This window comes from Castellaniella sp., from assembly GCF_049673105.1.
Lineage (GTDB): Bacteria > Pseudomonadota > Gammaproteobacteria > Burkholderiales > Burkholderiaceae_B > Castellaniella.
Genome location: NZ_JBATXG010000017.1, coordinates 1 through 15,608, shown reverse-complemented (window position 1 = coordinate 15,608; position 15,608 = coordinate 1). Strand labels below are relative to the sequence as shown.

Below are 15,608 nucleotides of genomic sequence, written 5' to 3'. Positions count from 1 at the left end.
CGGCTAGCGGCGGCCCTTGGCCGCCGCCATGAACGCATCGGCCACGGCGACCGGCGCCGTGCTCAGCCAGCTGACCCCGACAAACAGAGCCGCCGAGACCGGCAACACCCACACGCCAGCCGACAACCCCAGGGGTTGGATGCCAGTGGCAAACAGGATCAGCACGATGGCGCTACCGCCCAGAATGCTGGCCAGCGCGCCGGCGGCGGTGCCCCGCCGCCAATAGAACGCACCGACGATGGCCGGCACGACGACCGCCAGACCGGTGGACGCCGCCACCGACAGCACGGCGATCAGATCGAGACGCAATTCGGCAAACAGCAGCGCCAGCACGGCGATCAGGGCCAGCACCCATTTACCGAAGCGCACCTGGCGCGCCTCGCTGGGACGATCAGCGGCATGAGCGTAGACGTCGCGCGACAGCATGGACGACAAAGTCAGCATGATGGAATCAATCGTTGAAATGGCGGCGGCCAGAATACCGATCATCACGATCTCTGCCAGAATGGGCGGCACCATGTCCGACCCCAGCAGACGCGGGGTCGCCAGATCCGGAGAGGACAAGCCCGGCAACGCAATCAGTGCGCTAAAGCCCCAGGTGACGGACACCAGGGTGTAGATCAGTCCGAAACACAGAAAACCGATCAGCATGCGACGCAAGGCCGACAGGTTTCGAGGCATGAACAAGCGCTGGCTGACCTGGGGATTCGACAAGCTGAAGAAAAACCAGGGCAGCGTCAGGCCCAAAAAGGTAGCAAACGAGAAGAACCCCGGCCCGGGTACCGTCAGCACATTGCCCGGTTCCTGACTGAGCTGCTCGAACAAAGCGCCCGGCCCGCCCAGATGATGCACCACCAGCCAGGCCACGGCAGTCGCCGAGACCAGCATGAACAAGGCCTGCAGGGCATCCGTCCACATGATGGAGCGCATGCCGGCGATGTATGAAAAGACCAGCGCCACGACGGTGGCAAACACGGTGCCGGTGCTGAAGCTGATGGCGCCGTCGCTCATGCCCGCCAGCAGATAGCCCACGCCGGCCAGCTGCACGGCGGCATAGGGAATCAGGAACAGACAGTTGGTCAACGCCATGGAGACGGCGACCGGCTTGCTCTGATAGCGATGACCCAGCATTTCGCTGGGCGTGATGAAGTCGTAGGTCTTGCCCACGTGCCAGAACCGGGGCCCGAAGACGGCGACCAGAGACACCCCCACGAAATAGACGATCTCGAAGCCGAAGGCCCCGACGCCGCCTTTGTAGGTCAGGCCTGCCAGCCCCACCAACATGAAAGCGCTGTAGGTGGTGGCGCTGTAGCTAAGCGCCGACACGAACCCGCCGAAGCTGCGCGCGCCCAAAAAATAGCCTGACATGCTGGGCGTGCTGCCATTGGCGGATTCGTCTCGCGACAGCCAGGCGACATACAGGGCAATGACGAGATAGATGGCGACGCCGATCCAGAGCGATGCGGCGCTCATTCGTCACGCCCCCGCAAATCGCGGGTGGCCACCAGGTTAAGCAGGATCACCAGGGCGCCCGTCACAGCCCAGAACAGGAAACTGCCATACCAGGCATTCACCTGATCCAGGAACAGGTATGGAACCACATAGCACAGCAGCGCCAGTATCCAGATGCCAGCGAGACTCAGTTTTCTAACCATGACGACGGGAAGTGAGGTTGCAGATCAGCTGCGGCGCTGAATTTCCGGCCACGCCTTTTTCAGGTAGTAGCACATGGACCAGACCGTCAGGATGGCCGCTACCACGATCAGGATGGAGCCGACCAGGCGGGTGGACACGCCTTCGATGGGTTGCCAGTACAGCAGGCAGGGGATGGCGACCATCTGGGCGGCTGTTTTGAATTTTCCCAACCAGTGCACCGCCACGCTGCTGCTGGCGCCGATTTTCGCCATCCATTCGCGCAAGGCGGAGATGGTCAACTCGCGCCCGATGATGACCAGGGCGATCAGCAGATCCACCCGGCCCAGGTTCAACAGGATCAACAGCGCCGCCACCACCATGAGTTTGTCGGCGACGGGGTCCAGAAAGGCGCCGAACGCCGAGGTCTGATTCCAGCGCCGGGCCAGATACCCGTCGAACCAGTCGGTCACAGCCGCCACGATGAAGGCAAGCGCCGCCACGCAGTCGCGCCAGCCGGATGCGGTCCAGGCTTCGGGCAAGTAGAACAATCCCACGAGCAGCGGGATCATAGCTATGCGCAGCCAAGTCAGGGCGATGGGGATATTGAACGGCATGATAAATGTAATACTACCCCAAGCAGATGTCCGGCATGCGGTCCAGACCGGGGAAAACCAGGACATTCCGGCCAAATGAGGCCGACAAGCCGCATTCTTCAGCGCAAGGCGTGGTAAATACGCTCGGCCAGTTGGCGGGAAATGCCATCCACGCTCGCCAGCTCATCGATGCTGGCATCCACCACCCCGGAAAACCCGCCGAAGCGGGCCAGCAGGTTGCGGCGCCGGTGCTGCCCGACCCCCTCGATGTCTTCCAGACGCGAAACATTACGTGCCTTGGCGCGACGCGCCCGCATCCCGGTGATGGCAAAGCGGTGCGCCTCATCGCGCACTTCGGCCACCAGCATCAAGGCAGCGGATTCCACCCCCAGCGCCACGGCAGGCCGGCCATCGACGAACACCAGGGTTTCCAGACCGACCTTGCGGTGGTCGCCTTTCTTCACGCCCACGATGCAGCGGGTATCCAGACCCAATTCCTCGAACACCTGGCGGGCCACTCCCACCTGCCCTTCCCCGCCATCGATCAGGACGATGTCGGGCATCGTTACATCGCCATCCGCCACTCGGCTGTAGCGCCGGGTCAGCGCCTGACGCATGGCGGCATAATCATCGCCCGGCTCGATGCCCGCAATATTGAAACGGCGGTACAAGGAATGCTGCATGGCGTGATTCTTGTACACCACGCAAGACGCCTGGGTGGCTTCACCCGCCGTGTGACTGATGTCGAAGCACTCGATATGCAGGGCCGCCAGGGTATCCGGATCCGTATCCAGATCCAGCTCCACCGCCAAAGCCAGCGTACGCGCCTCGCGGGCGCTGGATTCCGACAGGCGCTGCGCCAGAGCCATCCGGGCATTGCGTTGCGCCTGCTCCAGCCAGGCCCGACGAGCGCCCTGCGGACGCGACAGGGCGCGCACCTTGTGCCCATGCTGTTCCGCCAGCATGGAAATCAAATCCGGGTCGGGCAAGGCATGCGAACAGACCAGCACCGGCGGCACCGGGTTGTCGGCATAGTGCTGCGCGATGAACGCCGACAGCACCTCTTCGGCGGATTCGTCCTGGGCCTGGGTCGGAAACAGCGGCTTGTCCCCCAGGTGACGCCCGGCCCGCACCATCGCCAGATTGACGCACACGCGTCCGCCGGAGATTTCCACCGCGATGATGTCGGCGCTGTCCTCGCCCACCTGCTCCATGGTCTGTTGCTGCAGGACTTTCGCCAGCGCCCGCATCTGGTCGCGCAGCACCGCCGCCTGCTCGAAATCCTGCCGCTCGGCAGCAGCCGTCATGCGCTGTTCAATATCCTGCAGGACTTCCGTGGTGCGGCCTTCCAGGAAACGGATGGCGCGATCCACATCGGCGCGATAGTCCTCCAGGGAAATCTTACCCACGCAAGGCGCCGAGCAGCGCCCGATCTGATACAGCAGGCAGGGACGCGTGCGGTGTGCGTAGACGCTGTCCTCGCAGGTGCGCAGCTTGAAGACTTTCTGCAGGATCTGGATGGTCTCGCGCACCGCCCAGGAATTGGGGTAGGGACCGAAAAAATGGCCTTTGCCCTGGGTGCTCCCCCGGTAATAGACGATGCGCGGGGCTTCGTGATCCGTGATGTGCAGGTAGGGGTAGGACTTGTCATCCCGGAACAGGATGTTGTAGCGCGGCTTCAGGCGCTTGATCAGGTTGTTTTCCAGGATCAGCGCTTCGGCCTCGGTACGCGTCACCGTGACCTCGGTGCGTGCCACGCGGGCCAGCATGTGCGCGATGCGCGGACCATGGCCGGTTTTTTGGAAATACGAACTGACGCGGCGCTTCAGGTCACGCGCCTTGCCTACATACAGTACCTCTCCCTGCGCATCGATATGCCGGTAGACGCCTGGCAGATGCGGCAGATCAGATAGAAAGGTTTTCAGATCGAAGGCTTCGGGCACGGAGATACCTGGGGTCGGACAGAAGAGCCGCCCAGTCCGGAGACGGTAGAGTCGGCATCAGGCGCCGGATACGGCGCACCGCCTGGGGATCCAGCGGGCGGCCATCCAGGGTCGTCAGCAGTTCATCCGCCAGGTCGGGGCGATTGCAGACCAGCACCATATCGCAGCCGGCATCCAGGGCGGCGCGGGCGCGGGCATGGATGTCGCCCGCCACACTGGCGCCTTCCATGGTCAGATCGTCGGAGAACACCACGCCATCGTAGGCAAACTGCTCACGCAGAATGCCGCTTACCCAGCGGCGTGAAAACCCGGCGGGTTCGGGCGCCACCTGGGGATAGATGACATGCGCAGGCATGACGGCGGGCAGGACCAGATCGCCCAACCAGAGGTAGGGGGACGCATCGGCGTCCAGAATATCGGCCAGCGACCGGTCATCCACCGGAATCGCGTGATGGGAATCCGCCGCGACGGCCCCATGCCCTGGGAAATGCTTGCCGCAGGCCGCCATGCCGGCCTGCGCCAGCCCCTGAACCAGGGCGCGGGCCAGCAGAGACACCACGACAGGATCTTCGTGAAAGGCGCGGTTGCCGATCACCTGACTGACCCCGTAATCCAGATCCAGCACAGGCGTGAAGCTGAAATCCACCCCGCAGGCGCGCAGTTCGCTGGCCAGCACGAAGCCGACCGCAGTCGCTCCGTGAAGCGCCGCTTGCGGGTCCTGTTCGTACCACTGACCTAGCGTTCTCATGGCGGGCAGCGGCGTGAATCCGTCGGTGCGAAACCGCTGCACACGCCCCCCTTCGTGATCGACGGCGATCAGCAGGGGTTCCTGGCGCGCGGCGTGGATCGCGGCGCACAAGGCGGTCAACTGTTCGCGGTCAGCGAAATTGCGGGCGAACAGAATGACGCCGCCCACCTGCGGATGGCGCAGGCGCGCGAGTTCTTCAGTCGTCAGTTCCAGACCGGCGACATCGACCATGACGGGTCCGGGAGGCAAGGGATTCTGCATGAAGGCTCTAGTGACTGTGTAAGGGTTGAGCATCGGGCGCTGCCGCGGGCGGACGGCCTTCCACCACGACGAAGGCCGCCACCATGTCGGATTCATCCGTCATCGACACATGCGCCTGCCCGAAGCGGGCATCGTACCAGTCCTTTAACGGGCCGGACAGATGGATTTCCGGCGCTCCGCCCCGGCGGTTCAGGATCTGCACCCGCGACCAGGTCATGGGCATGTGGATGCCCAGGCCGATGGCTTTGGAAAAGGCTTCTTTGGCGGCAAAGCGCGTGGCCAGATACAGGATGCCGCGCCGGGGATCCCGGGCTGCGCGTCGCGCATGGACCAGCTGTTCATCGGCCCCCAGCACGCGCTGGACAAAACGTTCGCCGTGCCGCGCATAGACGCGCTCGATGCGATCCACCCGCAACAAATCCGTGCCGATGCCGGCGATGCCTGCGCCTGTCATCTCATGTCTCCTATAGGCGCAGGAAGTGTTCGCGGTAGTGCTTCAGTTCATTGATGGATTCCTGGATGTCGGCCAGGGCTTCGTGCTTGCTGGCTTTGGTGAAGCTGCGGTAGACCTCGGGCTTCCAGCGCAACGACAGTTCCTTCAAGGTGCTGACGTCCAGGTTGCGGTAGTGGAAATAGGCTTCCAGGCGCGGCATGTATTTCACCATGAAGCGCCGATCCTGGCCGATGGTGTTGCCGCACATGGGCGACTTGCCCGCCGGCACCAGAGGGGCCAGAAATTCCAACAGGATGTCTTCGACCTGGGTTTCCGTCAGGGTGGAGGCCTTGACCCGATCGATCAGGCCGCTTTTGCCATGTGTGGACTGGTTCCATTTATCCATGCCGTCGAGCACCGCGGCATCCTGATGCACCACCAGCACCGGCGCCTGTGCGACTTCGGTCAGATCGGGTTCAGTGACAATCAGGGCAATTTCCAGAATGCGTTCTTTTTCAGGATCCAAGCCGGACATTTCCATATCCAGCCAAATCAGGCGCTGATCATTCGCAGCCATCACCTATAATCCTTTCAACTAAAAACCTGATTTTCGCATATTGGCCGCACGGACATGCTGACCTCTCTGTTTCTCGCCTGCCTGATCGGCGATCTGCTGATCCGCTACTGGCTGGCCCGCCGGCAGATCCGTCACGTCCTGGCCCATCGCGACAGCGTCCCGACGGCCTTCCTCGACCATATCAGCCTGCGCAGCCATCAGCGCGCCGCCGACTACACCGTCGCCCGCTGCCAGTTGGCGATGGTCGAACGCATCACCGAAGCCGCCATCCTGCTGGCCCTGACCCTGCTGGGCGGGCTGCAGGCCCTGGACCTGACGCTGGGCCGCCTGATCGAACACGAGCTATGGCGTCAACTGGCGCTGGTCGGCTGCGTGCTGGCCCTGCTGGGCGCCATCGGCCTGATCTTTGCCGCCTGGCGCACATTTCACCTGGAAGCCCGCTACGGATTCAACCGCATGACGCCGCGCCTGTTCATCGCCGACGCGCTGAAGATGCTGCTCGTCACCCTGGCGCTGGGGACGCCCCTGCTGGCTGCCATCCTGTGGGTCATGGGAGCCACCGGGACCGGCTGGGCCTGGTGGGCCTGGGGACTGTGGGTAGCCTTCAATCTGCTGGTGCTCTGGCTGTACCCCAGCTTCATCGCGCCGCTCTTCAACCGCTTCACCCCGCTCGACGACCCGGCGCTCAGTGCCCGCATCCACGCCCTGGCGCAACGCTGTCATTTCGGCCTGTCCGGTCTATTCGTGATGGACGGCTCGCGCCGTTCGGCGCACGGCAACGCCTATTTCACCGGTTTCGGGCGCCACCGCCGCATCGTCTTTTTCGATACCCTGCTCTCGCGCCTGAATGCCGACGAGGTCGAAGCCGTCCTGGCCCATGAATTAGGGCACTTCGCCCATCATCATATTCTGCGGCGCATCGTGGTCAGTTTCATCACGGCAGGCATCTTCCTGCAACTGCTGGCCTGGCTGTCCACCCAGCTATGGTTTTATACCGGGCTGGGCGTCTTCCCCCAGCTAGGGCGGCCCAATGACGGCCTGGCGCTGATGCTGTTCATGCTGACGCTGCCGGTGTTCACTTTCTGGGCGACGCCGCTGGCCAGTCTGATGTCGCGCCGAGACGAATTTCAGGCGGACCGCTATGCCGTCCAGCAATGCGGCGCAGCCCCCCTGGAAAGCGCCCTGGTCAAACTGTACGACGATAATGCCGCCACACTGACCCCGGATCCCATCCACTCCGCCTGGTACGACAGCCACCCTTCGGCTGCCGTGCGCATCGCTCACCTGCACGATGGCTAAAGACCCGCTGCAAGGCCGCGTCACTGCTGTCCACGGGCGTCACTATCGCGTGACCATCGACCACACCGATCAGTCGCGCCACTGCTACCCCCGAGGCAAAAAGGCCGGTATCGCGGTGGGCGATCACGTGCTGATCTTGCCGGAAGGCGAGCACGAAGGCGTCATCACCGAGGTCCTGCCGCGCCGCAACCTGTTCTACCGATCCGATATCCAGCGCAGCAAACTGTTTGCGGCCAATATCGACCAACTGCTGCTGGTGCTGGCTGCCGAGCCGGAATTTTCCGACGACCTGTTGGGCCGGGCGCTGGTCGCCGCCAGCAGCGCCGATATTCCAGCCCACATCGTGCTGAACAAGGCCGACTTGCCCACGACCGCGGCGGCACGCCAACGCCTGGGCGCCACCGAAGCCCTGGGCGTGCCGGTGCACATGCTAAGCGCCCTGAATGCCGCTCAGGTGCACGAACAGTTGCTGCCCCTGCTGCAAGACCGCTGCACCCTGTTGCTAGGCCAAAGCGGCATGGGAAAATCCACGCTGCTCAATGCCCTGGTGCCCGATGCGCTGGCCGCCACCCAGGCGCATTCTGAAGCGCTGGGCACTGGCCGCCACACGACTACCCTCACCCGTCTGTATGCCCTGCCCGGAGGCGGCGATCTGATCGATTCTCCGGGCTTTCAGGCCTTTGGCTTGCAGCATCTGGACCCCCGGGAAATCGAGCATGGCTTCCCGGAGTTCGCCCCGGCGATCGCCCAATGCCGCTTCTACAACTGCACGCACCGCCATGAACCAGGGTGCGGAGTATTGGCGGCGATCACTCAGGGCGCCATTTCCGCTCAACGGCACGCACTGTACCTGCGCATCCTGGCAGAAAACGAAGCAGCCAAACGCTACTGAGCGCTGATGGCCACCCCGGCTGAAGCGGCCAGAAAATAATAGAAATTACGGATCAGAATGGCCGTCGCTCCCCAGATGAAATACGACTGCCAGCTGACCGAAAAATAGCAGCGGCCATGTCCCCATGCGGTCTGCAACTGGTGCAGATGGTGCTGGGTCGGGTCCATCAGCACGCCAAGGGGCACTTCGAACACCTCGGCGACCTCAGACTGATCCGCCGCGATGCGGAAACCCGGCAGCAATTCCCCCACGACCGGCGTCATCACGAAATGCGTGGTGGTCAGCAAGGAAGGCTGCACCCCCATGACCTGCACAAAACGCTGATCCACGCCGATTTCTTCGCGGGTCTCGCGAATGGCTGCAGCCACTGCATCGGCATCGCTGGATTCGATACGCCCCCCCGGAAAGCTGATCTGTCCGGCATGATCATGCAAATGGGCGGCTCGCCGGGTGAACAAGACATGCAAGCCGGTGTCTCGCTGCACCAGCGGCATCAACACGGCGGCCTGGCGCGCCTGCGCCAGCGCAGGATTGTCCGGCAAGAAGGCCTGAGCGAATAGAGGTTCGACCCGCCAGTCGACCGAGCGAGCAAACGCCTGACGGATATAGTCCAGCTGCAGACATTCCGAAGGCAAGGGCGGCAAAAGCGCCCCCGGCAAGATCGGCTGGGCCGTGGGATCAAACCCTGTAGGTTTTATCAGACCCGGAGAAGGAATCAGCTGCGTCATGACATCCAGAAAAAATAAGCCGGTAGGCCTGTTTCTGCATCACCCGCACGATCCGCCCCACTGACGCAATGGCCAGCCTCAGGCCGATGCATCCAGGACACCAAAGAAAAAGGCACCCTGACGGGTGCCTTTTTGTTCATGCGATCCAAACCGATTAGGCGGATTTGCGAACCAGCTTTTCCTTGATGCGAGCAGCCTTACCCGTACGGCCGCGCAGGTAGTACAGCTTAGCACGGCGGACATCGCCGCGACGCTTGACTTCGATGGCAGCGATCTGCGGGGAATACAGCTGGAAGGTGCGTTCCACGGCTTCGCCGGAGGAGATCTTGCGCACGGTGAAAGCGGAATTCAGACCCCGATTGCGGCGGGCGATGACCACACCTTCGTAAGCCTGGGCGCGCTTGCGCGTGCCTTCGACGACGTTCACGCTGACGATCACGGTGTCGCCCGGACCAAAGTCGGGGATGACACGGCCTTCGGTCAGGCGCGCGATTTCTTCTTGTTCAATGGTTTCGATGAGATTCACGGTAGCTCCGAAGCATCTTGGAAACGGCTATGAAATAGGATTGGTGCCGTTACAGAGGATGCGGTAAACACGAGATTATATCAGAAGCCCGCGACCGCCCCCAACCACATCATGCCCGGAATCATGGCGGCCCACACCAGCACCATGAGTACGTCGCCGGTCAGCGCCGCCAGGCGGCGCCAGGCGATGCGAGGCCGGTGCGCATGGCTGCGCGGCGCAGTCAAGGCAGCCGGTGTCCGTTCTGTTTTCGGGCTGGTACGCCGGCCAGTCCGACGACCGCCCCATGCCCCGCCCGGGACCCAGGGTCCCTGCAAGACGCCCGACACGCCCCAGCGGGATGCCCCGGCGCCATGCCCTGCCCATGTTTCCCACCCGATTGATCCAGCCATATTGATCCCCTGTGTACCTGGCCGAAACCGGCCATAGCTGTGTTTTCATCCAGTAATGTGAATACTGTACAAATAAACAGCCAATCATGCAAGAGGAAAAATAAAACGCCGGCTCCCGTTTCGGGAGCCGGCGCGCCACAGCAAGCCGATGATCAGAGATTCGGCTGCGGCGTGGTACGCAGATACGGGCGCACTTCTTTGTAGCCCTTGGGGAATTTTTCCTTCAGCACAGCCGGGTCCTTGAGCGACGGGGCAATGATGACGTCCTCGCCCGGTTTCCAGTTCACCGGGGTGGCCACGCTGTAGTTGTCGGTCAATTGGATGGAATCCAGCGCGCGCAGGATTTCATCGAAGTTGCGACCGGTGCTGGCCGGATAGGTCAGGATCAGGCGGATCTTCTTGTGCGGGTCGATCACGAACACCGAACGCACCGTCGCGGTGGTACTGGCGTTCGGGTGGATCATGTCGTACAGCGTGGCGACCTTGCGGTCTTCATCGGCCAGGATCGGGTACTGGACATTCGTCTTTTGCGTCTCGTTGATGTCCTTGATCCAGTCGATGTGGGACTGCTTGCCGTCGACGGAGACCGCGATCACTTTCGCGCCGCGTTTGGCGAAATCGCCCGAAACGATGGCGGTATAGCCCAATTCGGTGGTGCAGACCGGGGTGAAATCCGCCGGATGGGAAAACAACACCCCCCAGCCATCGCCCAGCCATTCATGGAATTTGATTTTCCCCAGCGAGGATTCTTGTTCGAAATCGGGGGCGATATCGCCCAGACGCAGTGTGGCCATCAATAACTCCTGTTCCAAGTGACAGCCGCCTGGACACCCAGGCGGCGAATTGGTTTAGACACTTAAGATTCTTGCAGAATATAGGGAGCTATTGAAATACAACTAAGTTATAACTATATCTGCATCTGCGGCACATAGCGGTCCGCCAGACCGCCCTCCTGGATCGCGGCATTCAGCGCGGCAGCACGCGGCAGGACCTGCACGGCATACTGCACGGCGGTGGCGATCTTGTTGACGTAGAACGGGTCGGACGACCCGTCCTGAATCGCCGCAGCCGCCGCCAGCGCGGCACGCCCCAGCTGCCAGCCCGCATGCGCCGTGCCGGCCAGCATCAGGCAGGACACGCTGCCGGTGAACACGCCCCGAATATCCTCGCGGATATTCTCCAGGACGAACTGCACGGCAGACTCATATGCCTGGGCAGCGTCTTCCAGGCGCCGCCCGATCAGCCCCAGCGCGTCGGCATGCGTCCCCACCGCCGCCCGCAAGGACGCTGCAGTGGCGCGGATACCGGCAATCTGTTCCTGCGCGACCTTGCCGCCATCGCGCACAATCTTGCGCCCGATGAAATCATTGGCCTGAATCGCCGTAGTGCCCTCGTAGATCGGCAAGATGCGGGCATCCCGGTAATACTGAGCTGCCCCGGTTTCCTCGATGAACCCCATGCCGCCATGCACCTGCACCCCCAGGGATGCAACCTCGACGGACGCTTCCGTGGAAAACCCCTTGACGATGGGCACGCAGTATTCGTAGATCGCCTTGAAATGCGCCCGGTCGGCGTCGCTGGCCGCATGTGCAGCCTTGTCCCGGTAGCCGGCAGCCACATAGGCGACGGCTCGGGCGCCCTCGCTCAGGCCCCGCATCGTGCCCAGCATGCGAGCCACATCCGGGTGACGGGCAATCGGCACCGGCCCGTCGGAGCCTTCCAGCGCATTGCCCTGCACCCGCTCGGCGGCATAGGCCGCAGCATGCTGCAAGGCGCGTTCAGACACCGCCACCCCCTGTAAACCCACCGCATAGCGGGCGGCGTTCATCATGATGAACATGTATTCCAGACCGCGATTTTCCTCGCCGATCAGGTAGCCAATCGCGCCCTCGCCGACCTGGCCCTTGTCGGACCCGTACAGCAACACGGCGGTCGGGCTGCCGTGGATACCCAATTTGTGTTCCAGCGACGCGCAATAGACATCGTTGCGCTTGCCCAGGCTGCCGTCCTCGTTCACCAGGAATTTCGGCACGATGAACAGGGAAATCCCCTTGATGCCCTTGGGCGCGTCCGGGGTGCGGGCCAGCACCAGATGGATGATGTTCTCGGCCAGGTCATGATCCCCGTAGGTAATGAAGATCTTCTGGCCACTGATGCGGTAGCTGCCGTCATCCTGACGCACGGCGCGCGTCTTCAACAAAGCCAGGTCGGAACCCGCCTGGGGTTCTGTCAGGTTCATGGTGCCAGTCCAGCGGCCTTCCAGCAGCGGCGGAATGAAGCGGGACTTCTGTTCCGCCGTCCCGACCATGGACAGGGCTTCGATCACGCCATCGGTCAGCAGCGGACACAGGGAAAAGGACAGATTGCCGGCATTCAGGCTTTCGGTCACAGGCGCCGACACCAGCTTGGGCAGCCCCTGGCCGCCGAATTCGACCTCGTGCGGCAGCCCCTGCCAGCCCCCTTGCGCGAAAGCCTGGAACGCCGCCTGAAAGCCGGGCGTGGTCCGTACCATGCCATCCTGCCACTGAGCCGGTTGGGTATCGCCCACGCGATTCAGCGGAACGATCTCCTGCTCGACGAAACGGGCGTTTTCTTCCAGAACGGCATCCACCAGATCGTCCGAGACTTCTTCAAAGCCGGGCAAGGCCAACACGCCGGACAAATCGGCTAGTTCGCGCAGAATGAAGCGGATATCCTGAGTAGGGACCTGATATGTCATGACAATTCCTGTGAGGGGCAGAATCCGGCCGCCAACCGGTCATTCTGCGGGAAGCAGGACGGGCCTCTGAGAGGCCCGTCGTTTGGTTGAGGATCAGAGCGCCTTGACCAGTTCCGGCACGGCCTCGAACAGATCGGCCACCAGGCCGTAGTCCGCCACACCAAAGATCGGCGCCTCGGCGTCCTTGTTGATGGCGACGATGACCTTGGAGTCCTTCATCCCGGCCAGATGCTGGATGGCGCCGGAAATCCCCACCGCCACGTACAACTGCGGCGCCACGATCTTGCCCGTCTGGCCCACCTGCCAGTCGTTGGGCGCGTAGCCCGCGTCCACCGCCGCGCGCGAAGCGCCCAGCGCAGCGCCCAGCTTGTCGGCCAGCGGATCCAGGATCTTGAAATTTTCCGCGCTGCCCAGGCCGCGGCCCCCCGAAATCACCACGGACGCCGCCGTCAGATCGGGGCGATCGCTCTTGGCAAGTTCCCGGCCCACGAAGGACGATTGGCCGGCATCCGCCACCGCCGCCACGGATTCGACCGCCGCGCCACCGCCACTGGCCGCCACCGGATCGAACGCCGTGGTGCGCACGGTGAGGACCTTTTTCGCATCCGCCGATTGCACGGTCGCCAGCGCATTGCCCGCATAGATCGGACGCACGAAGGTATCCGCCGATTCGACCGCCACGATATCGGAGATCTGCGCCACATCGAGTTTGGCCGCCACGCGCGGGGCAACGTTCTTGCCCGACGCCGTCGCTGCAAACAGAATGTGGCTGTAGCCGTCGGCAATCGCCAGCACCTGAGCAGCCAGATTTTCCGCCAGCGCATCGGCCAGGGCCGGACCATCGGCCAGCAGCACCTTGGCCACGGATGCCGTCTGCGCGGCCTCCTGGGCCACCGCCTGAGCGCCAGAGCCCGCCACCAGCACGTGCACATCGCCCCCCAGGGCCGCAGCCGCCGCCACGACGTTGCGGGTCGCCACGCCCAATCGGGCGTTGTCGTGTTCAGCAATAACCAGAACGCTCATTCAGATCACCTTCGCTTCGTTTTTCAGTTTATCCACCAGCGCCGCCACATCGGGCACGATCACGCCCGCCGACCGGCTGGGCGGTTCCGTGACCTTCAGCGTCTTCAGGCGCGGCGCGGGATCCACATTCAGATCCGCCGGCAAGACCGTATCCAGCGGCTTTTTCTTGGCCTTCATGATGTTGGGCAGCGTCACGTAGCGCGGCTCGTTTAGCCGCAGGTCGGTGGTGATGACCGCCGGCAGCGCCAGGCTGAGCGTCTCCAGCCCACCGTCGACTTCACGCGTGACCTGCACCCGATCGCCCTGCACCTCGACCTGGCTGGCATTGGTGGCCTGGGGCCAGTCCAGCAAGGCCGCCAGCATCTGGCCGGTCTGGTTGGCATCGTCGTCGATGGCCTGCTTGCCCAGCACGATCAGCTGCGGCTGCTCTTTTTGCGCCAGCGCCGCCAGCATTTTCGCCACCGCCAGGGGCTGCAGCTCGACATCGGTCTGCACCAGAATGCCGCGATCCGCGCCGATCGCCATCGCCGTGCGCAAGGTTTCCTGGCATTGCGCCACCCCGCAAGACACGGCCACGACTTCGGCCACCACGCCCTTCTCCTTCAGACGGACGGCTTCCTCGACGGCGATCTCGTCGAACGGGTTCATGGACATTTTGACGTTGGCGATGTCCACGCCAGTGTGATCGGATTTGACGCGGACCTTGACGTTGAAGTCAACGACGCGCTTGACCGGTACCAGGACCTTCATCGAGCTGCTCCAGAATGAAAAGAAAAGAGAATGCAGGCGCCGCACTGCGGCAAGAAATCAGATGCCATACACATCAATCAATACCCCCCTAATGCCCGCACATGTGCGACTACACTGCGCCCCAGGGCGGACAGATCGTACCCGCCTTCCAGGAAACTGACGATCCGCCCCTGAGCGGATTCGGCGGCCACCTCGACCAGGCGTTCCGTGATCCAGGCGTAATCCGCCTCGACCAGCTTCAGACTGCCCATATCGTCTTCGCGATGGGCATCGAACCCCGCCGACACCAGGATCAGTTCCGGCTGAAAGCGGCGAAGCGCCGGCAACCAGTGCTGTGTAGCCAGATCACGCACCACCTGGCCATCGGAATAGGCATCCACGGGGATATTGATCATATTCGCTCCGGGATGATCCTGACGCGTATCCGGGAACAGGGGATACTGATAGAAGCTACACATCATGACACGGTCTTCGTGCAGGAAAACTTCCTCGGTGCCATTACCATGATGCACGTCAAAATCGACGATGGCGACGCGCTGCAACCCATGATGATCCAGCGCATACCGGGCTGCCACAGCGACATTATTAAAAAAACAGAACCCCAGCGCCTGAGCGGGCCGGGCATGATGCCCCGGCGGCCGAATGGCGCAAAACGCCGTCTGCGCGTGTCCTGCCAGAATTTCATCCAGCGCTGTCAGTCCCGCGCCCGCGGCGGCCCACGCCGCCTGCAGGGTGTCCGGGTTCATGATCGTGTCGGAATCCACCGGAAAGTACCCATGCGCGGGGGCATGTTGCCGCAAAAAGGCCAGGTATTCCGGGGAATGCACCCGCAGCACATCGTCCGGGGAAGCGGGCCGGGCCTGCTTTTGCGATAGAAAATCCATCAGCCCGCTCGCGACCAGCTGGTCGGCCACTGCGTCCAAGCGCTGCGGGGATTCGGGATGCCAGGAACCCATTTCATGCAGGCGGCAGGCGGGATGAGTAATATAGAGCGTCTCCATAAGGGCGATTATGTTCAGACCAACCCGTATTTTGCAAGTTGCCGTAGCGTCGCTTTTTATATCCGGCTGCGCCAGCAGCCACAGCGGTTCC

The 15,608-nt window shown here is 62.8% G+C and carries 16 protein-coding genes and 1 pseudogene; 2 read left to right on the top strand and 15 right to left on the bottom strand.

The genetic code is table 11. The features are described 5' to 3' along the window. Window positions 1-3: 3 nt before the first annotated feature. From WBF69_RS06185 to orn, 7 genes are all read right to left on the bottom strand, one after another. Window positions 4-1,473 carry a sodium:solute symporter family protein gene (locus WBF69_RS06185; protein ID WP_424262298.1) on the bottom strand — a complete coding sequence of 490 codons (1,470 nt, stop codon included), beginning with the start codon at window positions 1,471-1,473 and terminating at the stop codon, window positions 4-6. Beyond that, entirely contained in the window at window positions 1,470-1,655 is a 186-nt protein-coding gene (locus tag WBF69_RS06180) for a hypothetical protein (RefSeq protein WP_424262296.1), read from the bottom strand. The genes WBF69_RS06185 and WBF69_RS06180 overlap by 4 nt, the downstream gene beginning before the upstream one ends. Window positions 1,656-1,679: 24 nt before the next feature. Further along, the gene (gene pgsA / locus WBF69_RS06175; RefSeq protein WP_424262294.1) at window positions 1,680-2,249 is read right to left on the bottom strand and encodes a CDP-diacylglycerol--glycerol-3-phosphate 3-phosphatidyltransferase; all 570 of its coding nucleotides are present in this window, start codon (window positions 2,247-2,249) and stop codon (window positions 1,680-1,682) included. Between the two features lie 98 nt (window positions 2,250-2,347). Continuing rightward, window positions 2,348-4,171, bottom strand: coding sequence for an excinuclease ABC subunit UvrC (uvrC, locus tag WBF69_RS06170; RefSeq protein WP_424262292.1), 1,824 nt, complete (start codon window positions 4,169-4,171; stop codon window positions 2,348-2,350). Further along, window positions 4,134-5,180 carry a beta-N-acetylhexosaminidase gene (nagZ, locus tag WBF69_RS06165; protein WP_424262290.1) on the bottom strand — a complete coding sequence of 349 codons (1,047 nt, stop codon included), beginning with the start codon at window positions 5,178-5,180 and terminating at the stop codon, window positions 4,134-4,136. The genes uvrC and nagZ overlap by 38 nt, the downstream gene beginning before the upstream one ends. Before the next feature lie 7 nt (window positions 5,181-5,187). Next, window positions 5,188-5,634 carry a holo-ACP synthase gene (gene acpS, locus WBF69_RS06160; RefSeq protein WP_424262288.1) on the bottom strand — a complete coding sequence of 149 codons (447 nt, stop codon included), beginning with the start codon at window positions 5,632-5,634 and terminating at the stop codon, window positions 5,188-5,190. Window positions 5,635-5,644: 10 nt separating this feature from the next. Further along, complete coding sequence (gene orn, locus WBF69_RS06155; RefSeq protein ID WP_424262286.1) at window positions 5,645-6,190, bottom strand: oligoribonuclease; 546 nt, start codon at window positions 6,188-6,190, stop codon at window positions 5,645-5,647. A 54-nt stretch (window positions 6,191-6,244) separates the two neighbouring features. Between orn and WBF69_RS06150 the strand changes: the two genes are divergently transcribed. Beyond that, window positions 6,245-7,489 carry a M48 family metallopeptidase gene (locus WBF69_RS06150; protein ID WP_424262284.1) on the top strand — a complete coding sequence of 415 codons (1,245 nt, stop codon included), beginning with the start codon at window positions 6,245-6,247 and terminating at the stop codon, window positions 7,487-7,489. Next, on the top strand, window positions 7,482-8,381 hold the full coding sequence (gene rsgA, locus WBF69_RS06145; RefSeq protein WP_424262282.1) for a ribosome small subunit-dependent GTPase A: 900 nt from the start codon (window positions 7,482-7,484) through the stop codon (window positions 8,379-8,381). The genes WBF69_RS06150 and rsgA overlap by 8 nt, the downstream gene beginning before the upstream one ends. On the opposite strand, the gene WBF69_RS06140 is transcribed toward rsgA, so the two are convergent. The 8 genes and pseudogenes from WBF69_RS06140 to WBF69_RS06105 all read right to left on the bottom strand — a co-directional run bounded on the left by WBF69_RS06140 (window position 8,375) and on the right by WBF69_RS06105 (window position 15,517). Further along, window positions 8,375-9,109, bottom strand: coding sequence for a CoA pyrophosphatase (locus WBF69_RS06140; RefSeq protein WP_424262280.1), 735 nt, complete (start codon window positions 9,107-9,109; stop codon window positions 8,375-8,377). The two genes, rsgA and WBF69_RS06140, sit on opposite strands and share 7 nt — an antisense overlap. A 154-nt stretch (window positions 9,110-9,263) precedes the next feature. Further along, a complete protein-coding gene (gene rplS / locus WBF69_RS06135) occupies window positions 9,264-9,635 on the bottom strand; it encodes a 50S ribosomal protein L19 (protein ID WP_424262277.1) in 372 nt (123 codons plus the stop codon). An 80-nt stretch (window positions 9,636-9,715) separates the two neighbouring features. Continuing rightward, window positions 9,716-10,024 carry a hypothetical protein gene (locus WBF69_RS06130; RefSeq protein WP_424262275.1) on the bottom strand — a complete coding sequence of 103 codons (309 nt, stop codon included), beginning with the start codon at window positions 10,022-10,024 and terminating at the stop codon, window positions 9,716-9,718. 152 nt (window positions 10,025-10,176) lie between these two features. After that, complete coding sequence (locus WBF69_RS06125) at window positions 10,177-10,818, bottom strand: peroxiredoxin (protein WP_424262273.1); 642 nt, start codon at window positions 10,816-10,818, stop codon at window positions 10,177-10,179. A gap of 102 nt (window positions 10,819-10,920) precedes the next feature. Beyond that, window positions 10,921-12,743 (bottom strand): annotated as a pseudogene (locus WBF69_RS06120) (acyl-CoA dehydrogenase). Between the two features lie 93 nt (window positions 12,744-12,836). Further along, complete coding sequence (locus tag WBF69_RS06115) at window positions 12,837-13,766, bottom strand: electron transfer flavoprotein subunit alpha/FixB family protein (protein WP_424262271.1); 930 nt, start codon at window positions 13,764-13,766, stop codon at window positions 12,837-12,839. Next, window positions 13,767-14,516: an electron transfer flavoprotein subunit beta/FixA family protein gene (locus WBF69_RS06110; protein ID WP_424262269.1), complete on the bottom strand. Its 750-nt coding sequence runs from the start codon at window positions 14,514-14,516 to the stop codon at window positions 13,767-13,769. Window positions 14,517-14,593: 77 nt separating this feature from the next. After that, a complete protein-coding gene (locus WBF69_RS06105) occupies window positions 14,594-15,517 on the bottom strand; it encodes a histone deacetylase family protein (protein WP_424262267.1) in 924 nt (307 codons plus the stop codon). Window positions 15,518-15,608: the final 91 nt, after the last annotated feature.